This window comes from Mesorhizobium sp. P2_A12, assembly GCF_056405075.1.
Map to the genome: position 1 here is coordinate 191,662 of NZ_JBFUCU010000005.1, position 21,217 is coordinate 212,878.

At 63.9% G+C, this 21,217-nt stretch carries 20 protein-coding genes; 11 read left to right on the top strand and 9 right to left on the bottom strand.

Going from position 1 to position 21,217, the window contains the following annotated elements; genetic code table 11:
* Positions 1-18 precede the first annotated feature (18 nt).
* Together AC1DZU_RS14830 and AC1DZU_RS14835 are read left to right on the top strand one after the other, a co-directional pair.
* Positions 19-249: a hypothetical protein gene (locus tag AC1DZU_RS14830; protein ID WP_457150378.1), complete on the top strand. Its 231-nt coding sequence runs from the start codon at positions 19-21 to the stop codon at positions 247-249.
* A gap of 76 nt (positions 250-325) precedes the next feature.
* Complete coding sequence (locus AC1DZU_RS14835; protein ID WP_457150377.1) at positions 326-1,111, top strand: ThuA domain-containing protein; 786 nt, start codon at positions 326-328, stop codon at positions 1,109-1,111.
* 133 nt (positions 1,112-1,244) lie between these two features.
* Here the strand turns inward: AC1DZU_RS14835 and AC1DZU_RS14840 are convergent, their stop codons facing one another.
* The 6 genes from AC1DZU_RS14840 to AC1DZU_RS14865 form a co-directional block, all read right to left on the bottom strand.
* A complete protein-coding gene (locus tag AC1DZU_RS14840; protein WP_477285788.1) occupies positions 1,245-1,493 on the bottom strand; it encodes a DUF680 domain-containing protein in 249 nt (82 codons plus the stop codon).
* A 215-nt stretch (positions 1,494-1,708) separates the two neighbouring features.
* The gene (locus AC1DZU_RS14845) at positions 1,709-2,353 is read right to left on the bottom strand and encodes a TetR/AcrR family transcriptional regulator (protein WP_457150375.1); all 645 of its coding nucleotides are present in this window, start codon (positions 2,351-2,353) and stop codon (positions 1,709-1,711) included.
* A gap of 92 nt (positions 2,354-2,445) precedes the next feature.
* Entirely contained in the window at positions 2,446-3,222 is a 777-nt protein-coding gene (locus tag AC1DZU_RS14850; RefSeq protein ID WP_477285791.1) for an SDR family NAD(P)-dependent oxidoreductase, read from the bottom strand.
* On the bottom strand, positions 3,222-4,256 hold the full coding sequence (locus AC1DZU_RS14855) for a phosphotransferase family protein (protein ID WP_477285793.1): 1,035 nt from the start codon (positions 4,254-4,256) through the stop codon (positions 3,222-3,224). Before AC1DZU_RS14855 ends, AC1DZU_RS14850 begins: the two co-directional genes overlap by 1 nt.
* Positions 4,253-4,738, bottom strand: coding sequence for a MaoC family dehydratase (locus tag AC1DZU_RS14860; protein WP_477286079.1), 486 nt, complete (start codon positions 4,736-4,738; stop codon positions 4,253-4,255). Before AC1DZU_RS14860 ends, AC1DZU_RS14855 begins: the two co-directional genes overlap by 4 nt.
* A 36-nt stretch (positions 4,739-4,774) precedes the next feature.
* Positions 4,775-5,590, bottom strand: a complete 816-nt coding sequence (locus AC1DZU_RS14865; protein ID WP_477285795.1) for an SDR family oxidoreductase — start codon at positions 5,588-5,590, stop codon at positions 4,775-4,777.
* 132 nt (positions 5,591-5,722) lie between these two features.
* Between AC1DZU_RS14865 and AC1DZU_RS14870 the strand changes: the two genes are divergently transcribed.
* The 6 genes from AC1DZU_RS14870 (at position 5,723) to AC1DZU_RS14895 (ending at position 11,624) form a co-directional block, all read left to right on the top strand.
* Positions 5,723-6,964 carry an acyl-CoA dehydrogenase family protein gene (locus AC1DZU_RS14870; protein ID WP_477285797.1) on the top strand — a complete coding sequence of 414 codons (1,242 nt, stop codon included), beginning with the start codon at positions 5,723-5,725 and terminating at the stop codon, positions 6,962-6,964.
* Positions 6,965-7,018: 54 nt separating this feature from the next.
* Positions 7,019-8,056, top strand: coding sequence for a zinc-binding dehydrogenase (locus AC1DZU_RS14875; protein ID WP_477285799.1), 1,038 nt, complete (start codon positions 7,019-7,021; stop codon positions 8,054-8,056).
* Positions 8,057-8,262: 206 nt separating this feature from the next.
* Positions 8,263-9,426 carry a glycosyltransferase 87 family protein gene (locus tag AC1DZU_RS14880; RefSeq protein ID WP_477285801.1) on the top strand — a complete coding sequence of 388 codons (1,164 nt, stop codon included), beginning with the start codon at positions 8,263-8,265 and terminating at the stop codon, positions 9,424-9,426.
* The gene (locus tag AC1DZU_RS14885; protein WP_477285803.1) at positions 9,419-10,408 is read left to right on the top strand and encodes a glycosyltransferase family 2 protein; all 990 of its coding nucleotides are present in this window, start codon (positions 9,419-9,421) and stop codon (positions 10,406-10,408) included. Before AC1DZU_RS14880 ends, AC1DZU_RS14885 begins: the two co-directional genes overlap by 8 nt.
* Complete coding sequence (locus tag AC1DZU_RS14890) at positions 10,405-11,217, top strand: ChbG/HpnK family deacetylase (protein WP_477285805.1); 813 nt, start codon at positions 10,405-10,407, stop codon at positions 11,215-11,217. The genes AC1DZU_RS14885 and AC1DZU_RS14890 overlap by 4 nt, the downstream gene beginning before the upstream one ends.
* Positions 11,214-11,624 carry a GtrA family protein gene (locus tag AC1DZU_RS14895; RefSeq protein WP_477285807.1) on the top strand — a complete coding sequence of 137 codons (411 nt, stop codon included), beginning with the start codon at positions 11,214-11,216 and terminating at the stop codon, positions 11,622-11,624. Before AC1DZU_RS14890 ends, AC1DZU_RS14895 begins: the two co-directional genes overlap by 4 nt.
* Before the next feature lie 51 nt (positions 11,625-11,675).
* Here AC1DZU_RS14895 and AC1DZU_RS14900 read toward each other — a convergent pair whose 3' ends face one another.
* The 3 genes from AC1DZU_RS14900 to AC1DZU_RS14910 all read right to left on the bottom strand — a co-directional run bounded on the left by AC1DZU_RS14900 (position 11,676) and on the right by AC1DZU_RS14910 (position 17,044).
* Positions 11,676-14,807 (bottom strand): efflux RND transporter permease subunit, encoded by a 3,132-nt coding sequence (locus tag AC1DZU_RS14900; RefSeq protein ID WP_477285809.1) that lies wholly within the window; start codon positions 14,805-14,807, stop codon positions 11,676-11,678.
* Positions 14,804-15,967: an efflux RND transporter periplasmic adaptor subunit gene (locus AC1DZU_RS14905; protein ID WP_477285811.1), complete on the bottom strand. Its 1,164-nt coding sequence runs from the start codon at positions 15,965-15,967 to the stop codon at positions 14,804-14,806. The genes AC1DZU_RS14900 and AC1DZU_RS14905 overlap by 4 nt, the downstream gene beginning before the upstream one ends.
* A 249-nt stretch (positions 15,968-16,216) precedes the next feature.
* Positions 16,217-17,044, bottom strand: coding sequence for a MurR/RpiR family transcriptional regulator (locus AC1DZU_RS14910; protein WP_457150364.1), 828 nt, complete (start codon positions 17,042-17,044; stop codon positions 16,217-16,219).
* Between the two features lie 237 nt (positions 17,045-17,281).
* On the opposite strand from AC1DZU_RS14910, the gene AC1DZU_RS14915 reads away from it, so the two are divergent.
* From AC1DZU_RS14915 to AC1DZU_RS14925, 3 genes are all read left to right on the top strand, one after another.
* The gene (locus AC1DZU_RS14915) at positions 17,282-18,100 is read left to right on the top strand and encodes an N-formylglutamate amidohydrolase (RefSeq protein WP_477285814.1); all 819 of its coding nucleotides are present in this window, start codon (positions 17,282-17,284) and stop codon (positions 18,098-18,100) included.
* A 20-nt stretch (positions 18,101-18,120) separates the two neighbouring features.
* Positions 18,121-19,677, top strand: a complete 1,557-nt coding sequence (locus AC1DZU_RS14920; RefSeq protein WP_477285816.1) for an amino acid permease — start codon at positions 18,121-18,123, stop codon at positions 19,675-19,677.
* Between the two features lie 88 nt (positions 19,678-19,765).
* A complete protein-coding gene (locus AC1DZU_RS14925; RefSeq protein WP_477285818.1) occupies positions 19,766-21,136 on the top strand; it encodes a glutamine synthetase family protein in 1,371 nt (456 codons plus the stop codon).
* The last annotated feature ends 81 nt before the right edge of the window (positions 21,137-21,217 follow it).

Consider the following 21,217-nt stretch of genomic DNA (forward strand, 5'->3'; position numbering starts at 1 on the left):
CGTCGAGGGAGAATGCCGATGCCGTCGAATTCCGCGCCGAAGTCGCCGGTCAAGAAGAGCCCTGCCGTTCGTTCGCTCGAACATGAGAAGCACGAAGGCTCGAGCGCCGAAGAAGAACTTGAGGAAGGCCTCGAGGACACCTTTCCGGCCAGCGATCCGGTGTCGATAACGGGAACGGCCATCCCCGGCGGTCCCGCGAAGCCGGGCAAGGCCAAGACCGTGGCCGGCCGCAAGAAGCGCACGAGGTAGTTTCCATCGGACCAGGCCGGATCGGGCCTTCTCAATCCCATCGGGCATGCTATTTAAAGCGCTTTGGGAGAGAAAAATGCCGACAAAAGCCATCGTTTGGGGCGAGAACGTCCACGAGCAGACCAATGCCGCCGTGCGCGACCTTTATCCCTTGGGCATGCATGGCACGATCGCCGCGGCGCTCAACCAGGACAAGGGTATCGAGGCGACCACCGCCACCTTGCAGGAACCCGAGCACGGCTTGAGCGAACAGCGCCTGGCCACCACCGATGTCCTACTGTGGTGGGGCCACAGGTCGCATGGCGAGGTCAAGGACGAGATCGTCGAGCGCGTGCAGAAGCGGGTGTGGGAAGGCATGGGGCTGATCGTGCTCCATTCCGGCCACTACTCGAAGATATTCAAGCGGCTGATGGGCACGCCCTGTTCGCTGAAATGGCGCGAGGCGGGCGAGCGCGAGCGCGTCTGGGCGATCAACCGCAGCCATCCGATCGCGCAGGGCATCGGCGAGTGCCTGGAGATCGGCGAGACGGAGATGTATGGCGAGCCGTTCGCGGTGCCGGAGCCGCTCGAGACGGTGTTCGTGTCCTGGTACGAGGGCGGCGAGGTGTTCCGGTCCGGGCTGACCTACCAGCGCGGCGCCGGCAGGATCTTCTACTTTTCGCCCGGCCACGAAACCTACCCGATCTACCACAATGAGGGCGTGCAACAGGTGCTGCGCAACGCCGTGCATTGGGCGCACAATCCGGCGCCGGCCTGGTCCGGCATCACCAATGCGCCGAACGTGCCGACGGATGCCGCCAAGGAGAAGATCGTCCAGAAAGGGCTGCGCCTGCATGCCGACGGTGACAAGGGCCTGAGTTGATGGGCCAGGCCGGGCTACGCGTCAGCGTTCTACTGGGCCAGTCCGGTGCCGCCAACCGAGGCGGCGTCGCTTAGACCAAACTGCTCGCCAGGCCGGCTTTCAATTTGCGCCGGCCTCGGCGTTTGATTTTGTCTCACAATGTGCTGGGCACGATCCACGGATTGATGCTGATGCCGAGCCGCGGGCCCTTGCCGTCAGCGGTATTTTCCGTGGAACCCTTCTTCTCGACCGAGCCGGTGGGAGCGCAATCGAGCTTCACGTGGGTCCTGGTGTCGACGCAGGTCGCAGCAGGTGCCTGCTTGACCGGTTGGGTGGCGCCGGCGGCGAAGGCCGAGCCCGAAAGTGCCAGCACGGCGGCGAGTGTGAGGAGTGTCGTTTTCATCGTCAGTCTCCGTTTTCGACCGTTGAATTTTTCCGTACGTGTACGATGCGGCGTACATATACGTCTGGCGATGCCGACGTTCAAGTCAGAAACGTACATGTACGAATGAATTTTATTGAACTTTTATTGAACGCCGAAAATCGCGGCGTTCTGGCGCAGCCGAACACTCCAACCGGACGTTGGTCGCGGTTGTCAGAGCCTGTGTGGGATGCCGCTCAACACTTGACCGGCGTTTCGGTCAGCGGCGGCACGGTCTGCGTGCTCAGCGTGGCAAGCGTGAAATCGCACATCCGCTTCACGAAAGCCTGCGGGTCGCCGAACGGATAGAACGGAAAGGTGATCAGCAGCGAGATCGTGCCATGGCCGACCGCCCACAGCATGGTGGCGATGGCGCGCGGGTCGCCCTGCAGCTTGCCGGCGGCGACACAGGCCTCGACCCTACTGATCAGCGCGTTCATCGCCGGGTTGCTCTCTTCCATGTCCTCATAGCTCCTGCCTTCCGGCAGCTTGGTCTTCTCGGTCATGAACACGGTGCGATATTCGTTGGGATTGCCGAGCCCGAAGGCGGCATACTCGGTCATGACCGCCTGCAATGCCTCGATCGGATCGTCGGACGAATGCTCCTCGATGCGGCGGGCAAGCGTCTCGAACGCATCTTCGGCCAGGGCGAACAGGATGTCCTGCTTGTCGGCGAAATAGGAATAGACCGACATCGGCGCGTAGCCGACCCGCTTGGCCAGTTTGCGGATGGTCAGGCCTTCATAGCCTTCTTCCTGGACGAGCTTGTGCGCGGCCTCGACCAACTCGGAGCGCAGTTCGGCCCTTTGTTTCTCGCGGCGTGTCTGGACGCTCGGCGGCAAGATCTCGTGCCTTTGGTTGGTTGGTACCTGGCTAAACTATATACGCTGTACGAAAACGGACAAGGGCGCGACAGGTTCCCAAACGGCATGCTTCAGATCGCGCCGATGCCGCCGTCGACGGCCAGCGCATGGCCGGTCATGAAGGAGTTTGCCGGATCGGCGGCAAACAGGATGGCGGTGGTGATTTCGTCGACTTCCGCCACCCGCTTCATCGGCACGCCACGCGTCAGCTCCGCCAACGCCTCCGCTTCCGGCGCGCCGGAGACGCGCACGAAGTTGTCGACCATCGCCGTCCTCGTGTGGGCGGGGCAGATGGCGTTGATACGCAGGCCCTTGGTGGCGTATTCGACCGCCGCCGAGCGGGTCAAACCGATGACGCCGTGCTTGGCGGCGGCATAGACCGAGAGTTTCGGCGCGCCGGACAAGCCGGCGGCCGAAGCGATGTTGACGATGGCGCCGCGCTTGCCGGTCGCCTTGAACTGCCGCTCCATCTGCGGGATCTGATGCTTCATGGCATAGAAGACGCCGAGCAGATCGACCTCCAGCACGCGGCGGGCCTCATCCGAGGGGACCTGCGGCAACCGCACGAAGCTCTGCACGATGCCGGCATTGTTGATGGCGACATCCAGCCGTCCGAATTTTTCGACCGCCAGCCTAACCAGATCCTCGGACAGTTTTTCGTCGGCGATGTTGCCGGCAAGGGTCGCCGTTTCGGCCTGCAGCGTGGCTGCAAGGTCGGCCAGCGCCCTTTCGTCGATATCCGACAGCACCAGCCGCGCGCCTTCAGCGGCAAAGCCTTTCGCCGCACCCCGGCCAAGCCCGCCGGTCGCACCGGTGATCAGCACGGTTGCTCCCGCAAAACGGCCCATCACGCCTCCTGGTCGATCAGTTTCGCGGCGAGATGCGAAAGCAGTTTTACCGCCTCGCCATAGGTTCTGGCCTTTTCGGGATTGGAGGCGTTGCCGTCCAATGCTCGCTTGAAGACGCCCTGGCAGATCGCCGCCAGACGGAAGAAGGAGAAGGCCAGGAAGAAGGTCCAGTCGCCGATGCCGTCCAGCCCGCGTCGCCGGCAGTAGGCGACGACATAGTCCTCTTCGGAGGGCAGGCCGAGCGCGCGACGGTCGATACCGCCCAGGCCGCGAAAGCCCGAGGCGTGGGGCAGGCGCCATTGCATGCACTGATAGGCGATGTCGGCGAAGGGGTGCCCGAGCGTCGACAATTCCCAGTCGAGCACCGCCAGAACCGTCGGCTGGTCGGCGGCAAAAATCAGATTGTCCAGCCGATAGTCGCCATGCACCAGCGAGACGCGGCCGTCGTCGGGGGGCCTATGCGTCTCCAGCCAGGCAATCAGCCGGTCCATATCGGCGATGGTACCGGTTTCCGAGGCGCGATACTGGGCGGTCCAGCGGGCCAGCTGGCGCTCGAAATAATTGCCCGGCCGGCCGAAATCGACGAGACCCGCGGCCCCGACATCGACATCGTGCAGCGCTGCGAGCGTTGCGTTCATGGCATCGTAGATGGCGGCGCGTTCGTCGTTGTCGCGGGCCTCGGGCAGCGCCGGATCCCAGAGGATGCGGCCGTCGAGGAAATCCATGACGTAAAACATACGACCGATCGGCGAGTCCTCCGCCGACAGATGCAGCATCCTGGGCACTGGCACGGCGGTGCCGGCAAGCGCGCTCATCACGGTGAATTCGCGGTCGACCTGATGCGCCGATTTCAGCAATTGCCCGGGCGGCTTGGCGCGCAGCACGTAGCGGCCGCTTTGCGCGGTCAAAAGGTAAGTCGGGTTCGATTGGCCGGATTTGAATTTTTCGATGGAGGCAAGCCCGGTAAAGCCGGGGATGCTGGCCTCGAGATAAGGCGCCAGCGCTGCCTGGTCGAGAACGTTCGGATCGTTCATGCCGTCTCGGGCTGGCGTTCGATCAGGGTCAGCGTCAGCCAGCGAGCGGTCAGCGCCGGTTTCTTGGAGCCTTCGATCTCGATCGTCACGTCATGCGCGGTCTGCACCCAGCCCGACGGCCTGACCTTGACGTCGGCCAGCACGAAATGGGTGCGGATGCGCGCGCCGGTCTTCACCGGCGCCAGGAAGCGCAGCGAATCGAAGCCGTGGTTGACGCCCATCTTGCCGTTTTCCAGCGGCGGCATGGTCTCGAAGGTCATTGCCGACAACAGCGACAGCGATAGGAAGCCATGCGCGATGGTGCCGCCGAACGGCGTCTCGCGCATGGCGCGCTCCGGATCGCAGTGGATGAACTGGTGGTCGTCGGTGGCGTCGGCGAACTGGTCGATCATGCGTTGTGTGACCACCCGCCACGGCGACACGCCAACTTCCTTGCCGACACTGGCCAGAAGTACATCGAGACTGATCGGTTCCACGCGGATGTCCTCCAGTTCACCCCCGGCTCCGGCCGGAAAATGTTATTCCTTGAACAACGTCAGCCCATGCTGCACCGACTGTCCGCCGTCGATCGGCAGGATGGCGCCGGTAACATAGCTGCCTGCACGGCTGCACAAATAGAGTGTTGCGCCGGCAATGTCATCCGGTGCGCCGATACGGCCGATCGGAACATGGTTGCCGACATGCCTGGCTTGCTCTTCCGTGCCGGTGGCAAAAGCCGTCATGCGGCTCTGGAAGGGGCCAGGGGCGAAGGCGTTGACGGTGATGCGGCGGGCGGCGAACTCGAGCGCGAGGGTGCGCGTCAGATGATGAACCGCGGCCTTCGACGCCGTATAGGAATAGGCGTCGTCGGCCAGCGCCTGCGTGCCCATCACCGAACCAAGATTGATCACCCGGGCCGGATCGGCATCGCTGGCGGCGGCATCGAGCAGCGGCAGCAATTCGCGCGTCAGATGGAAGACCGCGGTGACATTGACGCCGAGCACTTTCGCCCAAGCGGAATAGGGAAAGCTCTCCAGCGGCGCGCCCCAGGACACACCGGCATTGTTGACCAGGATGTTCAGGTGGTCGGTCCGCGCCTTGACCTCGGCGACGAGTGCGGCAATGCCGGCCTCACTGGAGACATCGCCGGCGAAGCCTTCGGCCCGGCCCGGTGCGCCAAGCCCATTCAGGTCGCTGGCGACCTTGATGCAATCCTCACCCTTGCGTGAGGCGATCATCACGCTGGCGCCGGCCTTCACCAGCGCGGTTGCCGCCATGCGGCCGATGCCGGTCGCCGCTCCCGTCACCAGCGCGGTCTTGCCGGCCACCGAAAACAGCTCGTCCAGATAGCTCATCACAAATCCTCCGCGCCCTGCCTTGGTGTGCGGGCCTCGGTGTGCAGGCAAAACAGTTCGCGTTGACAAGGCTATCCGAAGTACGGTCATCCTTGCCACGGGTAAAATGCCTGGCCTGCATGAGGGTTAGCGATGACGGAGATGAATCTCGGTATGACCGAGCGGCTGAAGCCGATCCACGCGCGCGTCGCGGCCATGGTGCGCGACGAGATCATGCCGCTCGACAAGGAATTCCTCGGCGAAGTGGGCAAGCAAGGCGACCGCTGGGCCTATAGCGCGCGCCAGAGCGAAATCCTCGAAGGGCTGAAGAAGACCGCACGGGAGCGCGACCTGTGGAACTTCTGGCTGACCGGCTCGGAGCGCGGCTACGGCCTTTCCACGGTGGAATACGCCTATCTTGCCGAGGAGATGGGCAAGGCGCATCTAGGCGCCGAGACCTTCAACTGCTCGGCGCCCGACACCGGCAACATGGAGGTGCTGGAACGGTATGGCTCGGCCGACCACAAGAAGGCGTGGCTCGAGCCGCTGCTCGACGGCAAGATCCGCTCGGCCTATCTGATGACCGAGCCGGATGTCGCCTCGTCCGACGCCACCAACATTGCGATGCGCTGTGAGCGCCAGGGCGGCGACTATGTGCTCAACGGCGAGAAATGGTGGGCTTCCGGCGCCGGCGATCCGCGCTGCGCCATCTACATCGTCATGGTTAGGACCGGTGCCGACGAAGAGCCGAAACACAGGCGGCATTCGATGATCCTGGTGCCGTCCGACGCAAAGGGCGTGACCAAGGTCCGGGCCATGCAGGTCTATGGCGACGATGACGCGCCGCACGGCCACATGCATCTTCGCTTCGACAATGTGCGGGTGCCTGCATCGAACCTGATCCTGGGCGAGGGCAGGGGGTTCGAGATCGCGCAGGGCCGGCTCGGCCCCGGCCGCATCCATCACTGCATGCGCGCCATCGGCCAGGCCGAGATGGCGCTGGAGATGCTGTGCCAGCGTTCCGTGCGCCGCGAGGCCTTCGGCCAGCCCTTGGCAAAACTCGGCGCCAATTTCGACATCATCGCCGAATGCCGGATGGAGATTGAGATGGCGCGGTTGCTCTGCCTGAAGGCGGCGTGGATGATCGACCAGGGCGATGCACGCGCCGCGGCACCCTGGATCAGCCAGATCAAGGTGATCGCGCCGCGCGTGGCGCTCAAGGTCACCGACGAGGCGGTGCAGATGTTCGGCGCGCAAGGCATCAGCCAGGACACGCCGCTGGCGCGCTCGTGGACGCATCTGCGGACATTGCGCCTTGCCGATGGGCCTGACGCCGTGCATCGCCGCCAGGTGGCGCGGACCGAACTGAAGAAATACACGCAGGAAAAGGTCTGAGCGCCGGCATTCGTCACCCGGCGACGCCGGCAGGTCCAAGCAAGGAGTGTTCCGATGACCGTCCCCTCCGAAATGAAGGCGCTGCTGCTTGTCGGCGACGGCTACACCAGGACGCCTTCCGGCAGCGCGCTGGAAGCGATGGAGCCCTATCTCGAGCCGGGCAGCATCGAGGTGCCGACACCGGGGCCGACGCAGGTGCTGATCAAGGTCAGCCTCGCCTCGATCAATCCGTCTGATGTCGCCTTCATCAAGGGCCAGTACGGCCAGCCACGCGCCAAGGGCCAGCCGGCCGGCTTCGAGGGTGTCGGCACCGTCGTCGCCAGTGGCGATGAGCCCTATCCCAAAAGCCTCGTCGGCAAGCGCGTCGCTTTCGCCACAGGCGTCAGCAACTGGGGCTCATGGGCCGAATATGCCGTAGCGGAAGCGGTGGTCTGTATCCCGCTGCTCGACACCGTTCGCGACGAGGATGGCGCGGCGATGATCGTCAACCCGCTCACCGCGCTCGCCATGTTCGACATCGTGAGGGAAGAGGGCGAAAAGGCCTTTGTCATGACCGCCGGCGCCAGCCAGCTCTGCAAGCTGATCATCGGCCTGGCCAGGGAAGCGGGTTTTCGACCCATCGTCACCGTGCGCCGCGACGACCAGATCGCGGCTCTGAAGGAGCTTGGCGCCGCACACGTCCTCAACGAAAAGGCGCCGGATTTCAAGACGGCGCTGCGCGAGGTCATGAAGGCCGAACAGCCGCGCATCTTCCTCGACGCGGTGACCGGGCCGCTGGCCTCCGCCATTTTCGACGTCATGCCGAAGCGCTCGCGCTGGATCATCTACGGACGGCTCGATCCCGAAGCCACGATCATCCGTGAACCCGGCCAACTGATCTTCCAGCACAAGCACATAGAGGGTTTCTGGCTGAGCGAATGGATGCGTCAGTTTCGCGACCGCCGCGGCCCGGCGATCCTAGAAGCGCAGAAAAGGTTCTCCGATGGGCGCTGGTCGACCGATGTGACGGCGTTGGTGCCGCTCGCCGAGGCAATGGCGCGGGTGCCGGCGGAACTGGCCAAGCCCAACGGCAAGGTGTTCATCCGGCCTTAGCATGAAGGTGCCAGACGTTCGAACACGAACCCTCCACATGCTCGCGACGCCGAAAATGGCGATGTCCGGCTGCCGCTGGCGCCATCGGGCTGCCATCCGCTCTTTCAGCCCTCTATGCCGCGCCGCTTTGTCCGTGATATGCCGCCGCCATCGAATGCCTGACGGCGCCGGCAAGGGCCTGTTCCGGGGCGGTGTGGAGTGACTTGATGACGATTGCCAAGCCGGTTTTCGACCGTTTGGGACTTAGCATGTGGATCGGAGCGTTCCTGATCGTTCTTGTCATGGTCCTGTGGTCGCCGGACACGCATTCGGTGCTGGGGGCCTACAGATTTGGCAGCGAGGAATTTCTGGCCGGCCGGCCGCTCTACAATCTTGGCTCCCAGATGGGGTACCTCTACGCTCCGGCTTTTGCCGCGCTCTATGTTCCGCTGTTGAAGCTGGGCCCGCATTTAGGTGGCCTGGTGTGGCACGCCCTGGGCTTCGCGGTGCTGACCTTCGCCGCCATGCGGCAGGTTCGCAAGCTCGGCGGTCAGGAACTAAACTGGCTGCTTTCATTCGGTCTGTTCCTCGCTCTGCCGCTGGCGCTTGGCGCGATCCGCAACGGACAATCGACAATTCTGCTGACAGGCGCCTGCTGGCTTCTTACGCTTTCGGCGCTTGAAGGGCGGCGCGCCGAGACCTTCTTCTGGGCTTCGCTGGCCCTCATTGCCAAGCCGACCGCGATCATCATGTTGCTGTTGGCGGGAGGGCTGCGCCCCAGGCTGATCCCGGTGCTGGTGCTGGCGGTGCTGTTCGTGCTCGCCATACCTTATGCTTTCGCGCCAGCCAGTTATCTGAACGGCCAGTATCTTGATTTCGCCCGAATGCTGACCTCGATGGCGGTCGACAAGACCAGCCGCTTTGTTGCCTCCGATTTCACCGCGCCTTTTGCGGCGGCGGGAATGCCCATCGCCGAATCCGGCGCCACGGCGGTGCGTTTCGTGGTCGGCTTGTTGACGCTCTCGATGGTGCTCTTGTTCGATCGCAAGCTCGAGCGGGGGACGGCAGGGCTGGCGATCTTCCTGACGGCCACATTCTACATGTGCGTCTTCAATCCGCGTGTCGAGCCCAACACCTATGCGATGATCGCCGTGCCTGCCGGGCTCGCCATCGCTCTGTTATGGCGCGAGGAACGAGGCGGCGTCCTCGCCTCGGTGCTGTCGACGGCGCTGTTCGCGACCGGGCTGGGCGGCGTCGAGCAACATGTGCATGCTTTCCTCAACCCCTGGTTCCGGCCGATCGCGATTGCTTTCATAGCCTGTTCCCTGATCTGGTGGTTCTGGGCCAAGGCGGGGGAAAAGGTGGTGAATGCGGGGATCGCAAATGGCTGAGTCGCGGCCGGTACTCGATATCGTCGCGCCGTTCCTCAACGAGGCGCCGTCGGCATTGGCATTCGCCGAGTTGCTTGCCGCGCTGGAGGCGGCGGTGGCACAGCGCTTCGGCATGGCCGTGCACAAGATCCTGGTCGACGACGGTAGCCGAGACGATGGCGCAAAGCGGTTTTCGCAGGTCCTGACGGGGTCGTGGGAGATCGTCCGCCTAAGCCGCAATTTCGGCAAGGAAGTCGCCGTGCTTGCCGGCCTCGACCAGTCGCGCGGCGACATGGTGCTGATCATGGACGCCGACCTCCAGCATTCGATGGACATCAGCCTGAAGATGATCGCCGAGCTGGTGGAACATCCCGACATCGACGTCGTCTACGCGCAGAACGACAGGCGTGAGGCCAGTTGGCGACGCAGTCAGCTGGCGCGGCTTTTCTACAGCCTGATCAACAGCAGCCAGCGTTTCGACATTCCCGAAAATGCCGGCGACTTTCGCGTCATGCGCGGTGCCGTGGCGCGTGCGCTGACCAGCCTGCGTGACAAACGACGCTTCAACAAGGGCCTGTTTGCCTGGGCCGGCTTCCGCCAGAAGGCGTTGCCCTATTCGCCGGAGAACCGCGCCAGCGGCACGTCGAAATGGAGCCGGCTCAACCTGATCGCCTTCTCGCTGGAAGGGTTCACCTCCTTTTCCGTCATTCCGCTGCGCTTGATCAGCCTCAGCGGGCTGCTTGCCGCATTTGCAGGCGCTGTCTACGGCGCCAAGGTGTTCTTCGAGGTGATCTTCTACGGCATTGCCGTTCCCGGCTATCCCAGCCTGCTGGTCGCCGTCGTCCTGCTCGGCGGCCTCAACCTGACGCTTCTCGGCCTGATTGGCGAGTATGTCTGGGTCACGCTCAGCGAAAGCAAGGATCGGCCGGTCTACATCGTGCGCGATGTCGTACGCAGCGACGTCGCTCCCGACCGGTTGGCACCGGGCGCTCGCGAGGCATGAAGCGGCGCATCCGCCTGATCGCCGACGACTACGGCCTGGCGCCAGGCGTCTCCGCCGCGATCCTCGATTTGCTCGATCGTGGGCGCCTGACTGGCACCAGCTGCATGACAGGCTTTCCAGAATGGGTGCACGAGGCGGAGCGCATAAAGCCCCTGTGCGGCCGCGTCGCGGTCGGGCTGCATCTTACCCTAACCGATCAGCCAGCCGTCACCGGCCGGTCGAGCTTGGCGCCGGAAGGCCGGCTGCCGCCGCTCCGCTCGCTGGCGTTGCCTGTTCTGCGCGGTCGCATCGACGACTGCGATGCCCATGCCGAACTCGACGCTCAATACAGCCGCTTCGTAGAAGCACTCGGGCGTCGCCCCGATTTCGTCGACGGGCATCAGCATGTGCATTTCCTTCCGGTCGTGCGTACATGGCTGCGCGCGCGTCTGCACGAGGAAGTCGACAGGCCGGCGCTGCGCGGCGCGCCGCCACTGGCCGGCACGGCGCCGAAAGTCGCCGCGATCGCAGCGCTCGCTGCCGGGTTCAACCGGTCCATGCAGCATGCCGGCTTCACCGTTTTCGAACCGCTCGCGGGCATCTACGACTGGCGGCGACCCGAAAAGTTCGCATCGGTGCTGCAAGCCGCTGTCGAGGCCTTGCCGGAACGGGGGCTGTTCATGTGCCACCCCGGCCATGTCGACGAGACGTTGCGCGCGCGTGACCCGATGCAAGGTGTGCGCGAGGTCGAATTCGCGGTCCTGGCGTCGGACGACTTCGGCGCCAGCCTGGCCCGCGCCGGTGCCGCAATCATGGACGGCACGGGATGAGCGGCGCCGACCAACCCCGGCGTTCGACCGGCAACAAGATCGTCCGCTTTGCCATCGTCGGACTTGCCAACACAGCCATCGACCTTGTCAGCTTCTTCCTGCTGCTCAAGCTGCAGATGCCGCCGGTGCCCGCCAACATCGTTGCCTGGTTCATCGCCGTCAGCTTTTCGTTCGTGGCGAACGGCTTCTGGGCGTTCGAGCGCAATCAAGCCATCCGGCTGCGTGACGCCTTCCTTCGTTTCGCCTCGCTCGGGGCGCTGATTTCGCTCGGTGTCTCCAGCCTTTCGATCGCGCTGTTTGCCGCCACCGTTGGAGTATGGCCGGCAAAGATCGGCGGTGTCGTGGTGGCGGCTGTGCTGAATTTCCTCGCCGCGCGCTGGTCGATCGAAGGCCGGCTCTTGAGATAGGCACTGCCTATTCACTGGCGGAAAACCGCGACACAGTTTCTTGGGACTTCTCTATTCGGCCGGCTCAACCTTGCTATAGGCGGCTTCCTCCAACTCGCGCTTCAGCCGCGCTTCCTCATGGGTCTTCGGCGTGACGAAGCGGCCCAGCAAGAGATAGGCGACCGGCGTCAGGAACAGCGTCGAAACGGTGGCGAGACCCAGTCCGCCGACGATGACCCAGCCGAGCGCCACGCGCGCCTCGGCACCGGCGCCGCTCGCCAGCACCAGCGGCAAGCCGCCGAGCACGGTGCAGATCATCGTCATCATCACCGGCCGCACGCGGATGATCGATGCCTGCTCGATCGCTTCGCGCACGCCAAGCCCGCGATCGCGCAGCTGGTTGGCGAATTCGACGATCAGGATGCCGTTCTTGGCCATGACGCCGACCAGCAGCACTAGGCCGATCTGGCTGTAGGCGTTGAGGCTGGTGCCCGAGAGCAGCAGCGCGAAGATGGCGCAAGCAAGACCCAGCGGCACCGTCGCCATGATGATGACGGCGCCGACGAAGCTTTCGAACTGGGCGGCCAGCACCAGCAGGATAATGACCAGCGCGAAGCCGAAGATGGTCACCATGCCGCTGTTGGTCTCGCCCAGCGTCGCGGCCTCGGCCAGCGGCAGGATGCGGCTGCCCCCCGGTAGCAGCGGCGTGGCGATTTCCTCGGCGCGGGTCAGCGCATCGCCGAGCGCGAAGTCGCCGTTGAGGTTGGAGGTGATGGCCACCGACGGCTGCTGCTGCTCGCGCGACAGCGACGGCGGCACCGCACGCTCGGTCAGCGTGGCAATGGTCGACATCGGCACGAAGCGGCCATCTGATGTCTTCAGGAAGATATTCTCCAGGTCGGTCGGGTCGTTGATCGGGTTGGTGGTCGAGACCAGCTTCACGCCGTAGCTGCGATCGGCGATGTAGACATCGACGACGTCGTTGCCGTCGAGCATGGCCTGCAAGGTGTTGGCCATCCCGGTGATGTCGATACCGAGGTCGGAGGCGCGCTCGCGGTCGATGGCCACGGCCAGCTGCGGCTGCGTCGGATCGATCGACAGGCGCGGCGTCTGGAAACGCGGGTCCTTCTGCATCTCGGCGATGATCTTGACCGCCGCGTCGCCGAGAGCCTTGCGGTTATTGCCGACCAGCGCGAACTGCAGGCCGTTGCCGGCACCGCGAATGCCGAGGCTGTTGGGCTGCACCGGGAAGATGCGCACGCTCGGCACTTGTTTGGTCAGCTGGCTGATCTCGGCCATGATCTCTTGCTGGCTACGGCTGCGCTCGTCCCACGGCGCCAGCGTCATCACCATGAAGCCTGAGTTGTAGGAGCCGTTCTGGCCGGCGTTCTCGAAGGTGCTGCGGATCTCGCCGGACTCGCGCATCGGCTGGATCAGCCTCTCGATCTTCTGCATCTGCTGCGTCGTGTAGTCGAGGCTGACACCTTGCGGGGCGCTGATGCGCAACAGCACGGCGGCGCGGTCCTCGGTCGGCGTCAGTTCCTGGCGGATGGTGCCGAACAGCGCGAAGGCGGTGCCGGCAAACAGCACCGCGACCAGAAGCACGATCCATGGCGCGTCGAGGCAAGCGTGCAGGGCGCGCTTGTAGGCTGAATTCAGCGCGCCGCCGATGCGGGCGCCGATGCCGTGGCCGCCTTCATGGTGGAGCGAGGCGCTCGACAGCATGCGCGAGGCGAGCATCGGGCACAGCGTCAGGGCCACCACGCAGGACAAAAGCACCGACATGGCGAGCACGAAGCCGAATTCGCGGAACAGGCCACCGGTCTGGCCGGGCAGGAACGAGATCGGCACGAAGACGGCGACCAGCGTCAGCGTCGTGGCAATGACGGCGAAGAACACTTCCTGAGCGCCGAGCACGGCGGCGGCGCGCGGGCCCATGCCTTCATTGCGTCGTCGCACGATGTTTTCGAGCACGACGATGGCGTCGTCGACGACCAGTCCCGTCGCCAGCACCAAAGCGAGCAGGGTCAGGATGTTGACCGAGAAGCCGGCCAGATAGATGGCGGCGATGGTGCCGATCATGGCAACAGGCATCGACAGTCCCGGGATTAGCGTTGCGCGCCAGTCAAGCAGAAACACATAGATGACGATCAGCACCATGGTGACGGACAGGCCGAGTGCGATCTCGACCTCGTGCACCGCGCCGTTGACGAAAACCGCGTCGTCGCTGGTGATCTTGATCGACATACCCTTGGGCAGGTTCTCCTGCAGCTTGGCGACGGCGGCCTGAACGCCTGTCGAGATGTCCAGCGTGTTCGATTCCGCCTGGCGGATGATGCCGATGCCGATGCCGGTCTTACCATCCGAACGCAGCGTGGTCTGGCCGACATCGGGGCCGAGCGTGACGGTGGCGACGTCGCGGATGCGCGTCGTGCCGCCGATGATGATGTTTTCGAATTCCTCGGGCGTGGTCACGTCGGCGGTGGTGCGGACGATCAGGTCCTGGTTTGTCGTGGTGATCGAACCGGCCGGCGAATCGAAAGCGACAGAAGCAAGCGCCGCCCTGAGGTCGGCAACGGTAAAGCCGAGGCTGGCGAGCTTGTTCTGGTCGACGTCGATGCGGAAGATCTTGTCTCGATAGCCATAGATCTGGACGTCGGCAACGCCGGGCACGGCGGCCAGTTCGTCCTCGATCTGATCCTGGACCACCACCGTCATGTCCTGGATCGACATGTCGTCCGAAGTCACCGCCAGTCGCATCACCGGGTCGGAATTGGCGTCGGCCTTGACGATGCGCGGTGGATCGGCGGTGTCCGGCATCAGGTTGGCGACACGGCCGACGGCATCGCGCACGTCCGAGGCGGCGACGTTGAGGTCGACGCCGTCGTTGAACTCGATGGTGACGCGGCTCGAACCGAAGGAGGAGGAAGACGAGATCGACTTGACGCCGGAGACGCGGGCGACAGCGCCCTCGATGGTGTCGGTCAGTTCACGGTCGACGGTTTCGGCCGCGGCGCCTTCGAAGGCGGTCGAGACCGTGACGACCGCGCGGTCGACGTCAGGCAGTTCGCGGATCTCGACGCCATAGAAGGCGGCGAGGCCGGCGACTGCGATCAGTGTGTTCAGCACGAAGGCCATCACCGGCCTGCGGATGAACAGGGCGGTAAAGCCGGTGTCACTGCCAGCGTTGACGGGGCTGGTCATGAGCCTTGAGCGGCGTCCGCGGCGCGCTGGTCTTCGCCGGCGATGCGCACGGCACCGCCCTCGCTGACGCTCTGGGTGCCTTCGGTCACAACCATGTCGCCGCTGTCGATCTCCGCGTCGACCAGCACGGTCTCGGTGTTGCGCTGGATGATGCGCACCGGGACCCGCCTGGCCTTGCCGTCCTCGACCTGCCAGACATAGGCGCCGTCCGAGCCCCAGAGGATCGCCAGCGGGCTGACGGCCGGATAGGTCTCGCCGGGGAACTTCATGATGATGCCGAACGACATGCCGGCACGCAGCGAATCGGCCGGATTGGCTATCTTGGCCTTGACCAGCAAAGTGCGGCTCTTTTCATCGATGTGGTTGTCGATGGCCGAAACCGTGCCGGTGTAGGTTTTGCTGGGATTGGCGATCGGCGTCGCCGTCAATTGCGCGCCGACCTTGACGGCGGCGGCGAAACGTTCGGGCACGAGGAAATCGACAAGGATACTGGAGCGGTCGTCGAGCGTGGCGATCGCCGACTGGTTGGTCACATAATTGCCGGCGGCGATCGGCAGGATGCCGACAGTGCCGGCGATCGGTGCGATGATGGAGCGCCGCTGCAGGGCAAGTTCGGCATCGCGAAGTACGAGTTTGGCGACCGCCAGCACCACTTCGGCATCGGCGACGGCGACCGGTGTTGCTGCGTTGGAAGCCCGCAGCGATTTCACCCGGTCGAGCTTGTTCTGCGAGTCCTGTAAGACGAGCTTGGCACGATCCTGCGCGATCACTTCGGTTTCGGAATCGAGGGTGGCAATGATCTGTCCCTTGTCGACATGGCTGCCGGATTCGACCAGCAGTTCGGCAAGGCGGCCGGAACTGTATGGATTGACGGTCACCGAGGCATTGGCACGGCCGGTGCCGATCGCCTGCAGGCGGTCGTTGATGGCCGCCGTAGTGGCGGCCAGGGCGACCACGTTCACCCGCCGGTTGCCGCCATTGCCGCCGTTCGCCTGCTTCGTGCTGGCGGCACCGGTTTCAGCTGGGGGCGTTGCCGCATATACCCAGTCTATCCCCCAGCGTGCCAGCACCTCGGGTGCGCCCGGAAAAAAGCGCAGCCAGGCGGCTGCCGCCACGACCAGCACCACAAGCGCGAAAAGTATCTGTTTCCAGGCGGCCATCGGCACTCCGGTTGGGCAAAACGATCAGCGCGTCGCGTCGAAACGGATTCATGACGCGCTTTAGGCCTTTTGTTTATGCATGTCGCTATCTCAAAACCGGGGCCACTTTTGAGCGACATGCATTGGCGGTTTCCCGAAAGGAAGCAGACGCAGCGAGGCTATTCTAAGGCAAGAAGACACCCCGATATCGCCCCTTTATGACAACTCGCCAGTGTCTGCGCACATTAAATCTGCGTAACGTTGACTGGTCTAACGCAGACCTTCCATCTCGCGGATGCGCTTGGCGCCTTCTGCTTCCAGTTGCCTTGTGACGGCTCCGATCAGTGTTTCGGCGACGACGAAGAGGGCTGCCGAAGAGTCCCATGCCGACGGCACCGCGGTTCGTCCGGCAATGACGTGGCGGGCAAAGCGGGCGATCGGCGACAGCCACTGGTCGGTGAACAGCACGATCTGTACGCCGCGCTGATGTGCCTTCTCGGCGAAACGGAGGAGGCTGTCCTGGTAGCGCCTGATGTCGAAGATCACCAGCACGTCGCGCTTGCCCATGTCGATCAGCCGGTCGCGCCACATGCTTTCCTGGCCGGCGAGGTGAAAGACCTCGGGCTGGATGATGGCGAGGTGGGCGGCCATGTAACGCGCCAGCGGATCGGTGAAGCGGCCGCCAATCAGGAAGGTCTTGCCGCGTCGGTCGGCAAGGCGGGCGGCGATGTCGGCGAGCTGCTTGTCGGACAGGTGCCTGAACGTCTCGCGCATATTGTCGAGCGTCGCTTCCAGCATCGGTGACGCGGTGCCGCCGCCGGGCGAGGGCGGGTTGAGCGTCCTTATCGCCGGCGATTGCAGTTGCGCTGCCAGTTCGTCCTGCAGGCTCGACTGGAATTCGGGGTAATTCTGGAAGCCGAGCCGGGCAACGAAGCGCAGGATCGTCGGCGAAGAGACGCCCGCCGCGGCCGAGAATTCGGCAACCGTCTTGAGGCCGATCATCGGATAGCTGGCGATCAGGGTCTGGGCTGCGCGCCGTTCACTGGCCGGCATCGTGCCGACGCGGTCGGCGATCAGTTCGGCAATGCTGGAAATCATCTTTCCCCCGCCCCCGGAGCGGAATGGCTAAACCCATCCGGCTCCGTCTGTTTGTCTTGGCCGCATTTTTGCGACGTCAGGTGATTCCACCTGGCTGCAAAATGCTTCGGCCCTGTCCACTGTCTTTTCCGAAATCGCATTTGACAAAGCCGGGTAAACTGTATGAAATCATCCATAGGGACGCAATGAGACAAAATACGTAACATACGATACAGCGCTCCCCGGGGACGGCAGACTATGGAGCAAGCACGGCCCGCCAGCCTTGCATCGTCTGATACCGTGAGGGTGACCAACCCCGGCGGATCGAGCCCTTTCGTGCTGACCTGCGATCACGCCTCGAATTTCCTGCCGGCCGAATTCGGCACGCTCGGCCTCGCAGCCGAGGACCTGTCCCGCCACATCGCCTGGGATCCCGGTGCGCTGCCGGTTGCCCGCCGCATGGCCGAGGCGCTCGACGCGACGCTGGTCGAAACCCGCATTTCGCGCCTCGTCATCGACTGTAACCGTCCGCTCGATGCGCCCGATCTGGTGCCGCCGATCAGCGAGACCACGGCAATACCCGGCAATGCCGGCCTGTCGGACAAGCAGCGCGCGGCCCGTGTAGCGCTGTCGTGGCAGCCGTTTCATGCCGCGATCGAGGAGATTGTCGCCGGCAGGCTGGCGCGCGGGCAGGAAACCCGCCTGGTGTCCGTGCATTCCTTCACGCCTGTCTACAAGGGCCGCAACCGGCCCTGGCATATCGGCATCATTCACGACGAGGACCGCCGGCTGGCATCGCCTTTGATTGGCGCGCTGAAACGGCTTGCTGGCGTCACCGTCGGCGTCAACGAGCCCTATTCGCCTGCCGACCGCGTCTATTTCACGCTGGAGCGGCACGCACGTTCGCGCGGCCTGCCGTGCGCGATGATCGAAATCCGCAACGACGAAATCGCCGGCGAGACCGGGCAGCGGAAATGGGCGGATCTGCTCACGGGTATTTTTTCGGATCTGGAGCCACAGGAGGCCGGACACGCCAGATCGCGTTCAGTCGGAAAGTCAGTTCAATCGGCCAGCTAAGAACCAACAGGGGACTTCCAATGGCAGCACCGGGATATACTGAAGTTGACAAGGCGGAGGACGTAAAGGCCCTCCACAGCATGGGTTACGCCCAGGAACTGGAGCGGCGCCTCAGCCGCTTTTCAAATTTCGCCGTTTCCTTCTCGATCATCTGCATCCTTTCGGGCGGCATCAATTCGCTGGCCCAGGCAACCTCCGGCGCCGGCGGCATCGGCATCGGCATCGGCTGGCTGGTCGGCTGCTTCGTGTCACTGACCTTCGCGGTCGCCATGTCGCAGATCAGCTCAGCCTATCCGACTGCCGGCGGCCTCTATCACTGGGGTTCGATCCTTGGCAACCGCGGCACCGGCTGGGTCACGGCCTGGCTCAACCTGCTCGGCCTGATCACCGTGCTCGGCGCCATCAATGTCGGCACCTGGACGTTCTTCGTCGGCGCCTTCGGACCGGCGCTCGGCATCGAGGGCACGCTGACCAACCAGATGATCTTCCTGGTCATCATCACCGGCGCCCAGGCACTGATCAATCATCTCGGCATCAAGCTGACGGCGAAGCTGACCGACTTCTCGGGTTATTTGATCTTCTTCGGTTCGATCCTGATCGCGGTCGTTTGCCTTCTCTCCGCCGAGACCTGGGATTTCAGCCGGCTGTTCACCTTCCACAACTACTCCGGCGATGCCGGCGCCAGCGTCTGGCCGTCGGTTTCGAATGCCTGGGTGTTCGCACTTGGCCTCTTGCTGCCGATCTATACGATCACCGGCTACGATGCTTCCGCGCACACCTCCGAGGAAACCATCAAGGCAGCCTCCTCGGTGCCGCGCGCCATGGTCATGTCGGTGATCTGGTCGGCCGTCTTCGGCTATCTGTTCCTGGCCGCCTTCGTGCTGATGATCCCGAACATGGATGACGCCGCCAAGCAGGGCTGGAACGTGTTCTTCTGGGCCTTCGACCAGCGCGTCAGCCCCGGTGTCAAGGAGTTCGTGTACCTCGTCGTGTTCGTCGCGCAGCTTCTGTGCGGCCTCGCAACCGTGACCTCTGCCTCGCGTATGATCTTCGCCTTCTCGCGTGACGGCGGCCTGCCGGGTTCATCGGCACTCGCCAAGGTCAGCCCGACCTACCGCACGCCGGTGGCGGCGATCTGGACGGCGTCGATCCTGTCGGTGCTGTTCGTCTGGGGTTCGACGCTGGTGTCGGTCGCCGGCACCTCGGCCTACACCATCGTCGTGTCCTGCACCGTCATCTTCCTGTTCCTGTCCTTCACCGTGCCGATCGTGCTCGGCATGCTGGCATGGGGCACGCCGAAGTGGGACAAGATGGGTCCGTGGAACATGGGCCGCGGCGTGTTCATGCTGTTCGCCTTCCTGTCGATCGTGTCGATGATCCTGATCTTCGTCATCGGCATCCAGCCGCCGAACGATTGGGCGCTCTACATCACCGTCGGCTTCTTCATCCTGACGGCGATCGTCTGGTTCGCGTTCGAACGGAACCGGTTCCAGGGTCCGCCGCTCGGCGACATCATCGCGGCGCGTCAGGCAGCCATCAAGGCGGCGGAACAGGCCGTCGGCGAAACTGGTCACTGACATCAACCATCCTGGCCATGGCCGGCATCGCGCCGGCCATGGTTTTGTTTAACCCGTTCAAAAGCTCAAGCGCTGGAGTGCCAAAGGAATGGCCGGAAATTTCTCGTTCGATCAGTTGAAGAAAGCGGTCTCCAGTGGCGAGATCGACACGGTGCTCGCCTGCATCGTCGACATGCAGGGGCGGCTGGCGGGAAAACGGTTCCTGGCGCAGTATTTCGTCGATTCCGCGCATGACGAGACGCACGGCTGCAACTATCTCCTGGCCGCCGACATCGATATGGAGCCGGTGCCCGGCTACAAGGCGGCGAGCTGGTCGAAGGGCTATGGCGATTTCGTCATGAAGCCGGATCTGGCGACGCTGCGGCGCATTCCCTGGCTGGAGAAGACGGCGCTGGTGATCTGCGACGTGCTCGACCACCACACGCATGACGACCTGCCGCATTCGCCGCGCGCCATCCTGAAGAAGCAGGTCAAGCGGCTGACGGAGCGCGGCTATATCGGCTATTTCGCTTCCGAGCTGGAATTTTATCTGTTCAACGAGACCTACGATTCCGCCCGCAAGAAACACTGGCAGGGTCTCGATACCGCCTCGCCCTATATCGGCGACTACCAGATCGGCATCACCACCAAGGAAGAGGGCGTCATGCGCCGGCTTCGCAATGAGATGGAAGCGGCCGGCATCCCGATCGAGAATTCCAAGGGCGAGTGGGGCCCAGGCCAGGAAGAGATCAATGTGCGCTATGCAGAGGCGCTCGACATGGCCGACCGCCACGTCATCCTGAAGAACGGCGCCAAAGAGATTGCCGAGTCCGAAGGCAAGGCGATTTCCTTCATGTCCAAGTACAATTACGGGCTGGCCGGCAATTCCAGCCATATCCACAATTCGCTGTGGAGCGCCGACGGCAAGACGCCGCTGTTCTTCGACAAGAAGGCCGACTGGACGCTGTCGGCGCTTGGCCAGCAATGGGCGGCAGGACAGTTGAAATACGCCAAGGAATTCACCTGGTTCCTGGCGCCCTACATCAACTCCTACAAGCGCTTCCAGGCAGGCACCTTCGCGCCGACCAAGATCATGTGGAGCGAAGACAACCGCACCGCCGGCTTCCGGCTGTGCGGTGAGGGCACCAAGGGCATCCGCATGGAATGCCGCATCGGCGGCGCCGACCTCAACCCCTATCTCGCCTTTGCAGCGCTGATCGCCGCCGGCCTTGCCGGCATCGACGAGAAGCTGGAACTGCAGAAGCCATTCGTCGGCGATGCCTATCAGGCGTCGCGTTTGCCGGAGATCCCGAAGACGCTGCGCGACGCCACCGAGACGCTGGCGAAATCAAAGATGCTCAAGCAGGCGCTCGGCGAGGACGTGCTCGAACACTATGTCCACACCGCAAAGTGGGAGCAGTTCGAATACGACCGCCGCATAACCGATTGGGAACTGCACAGAGGGTTCGAGCGGTATTAAACTAGCCGGCGGACGTTGGCGCGCCTCTCGCCCTACCCTCCCGTGAATCGCGGGCAGGGCGACCGGAGAGCACTTCCCTTC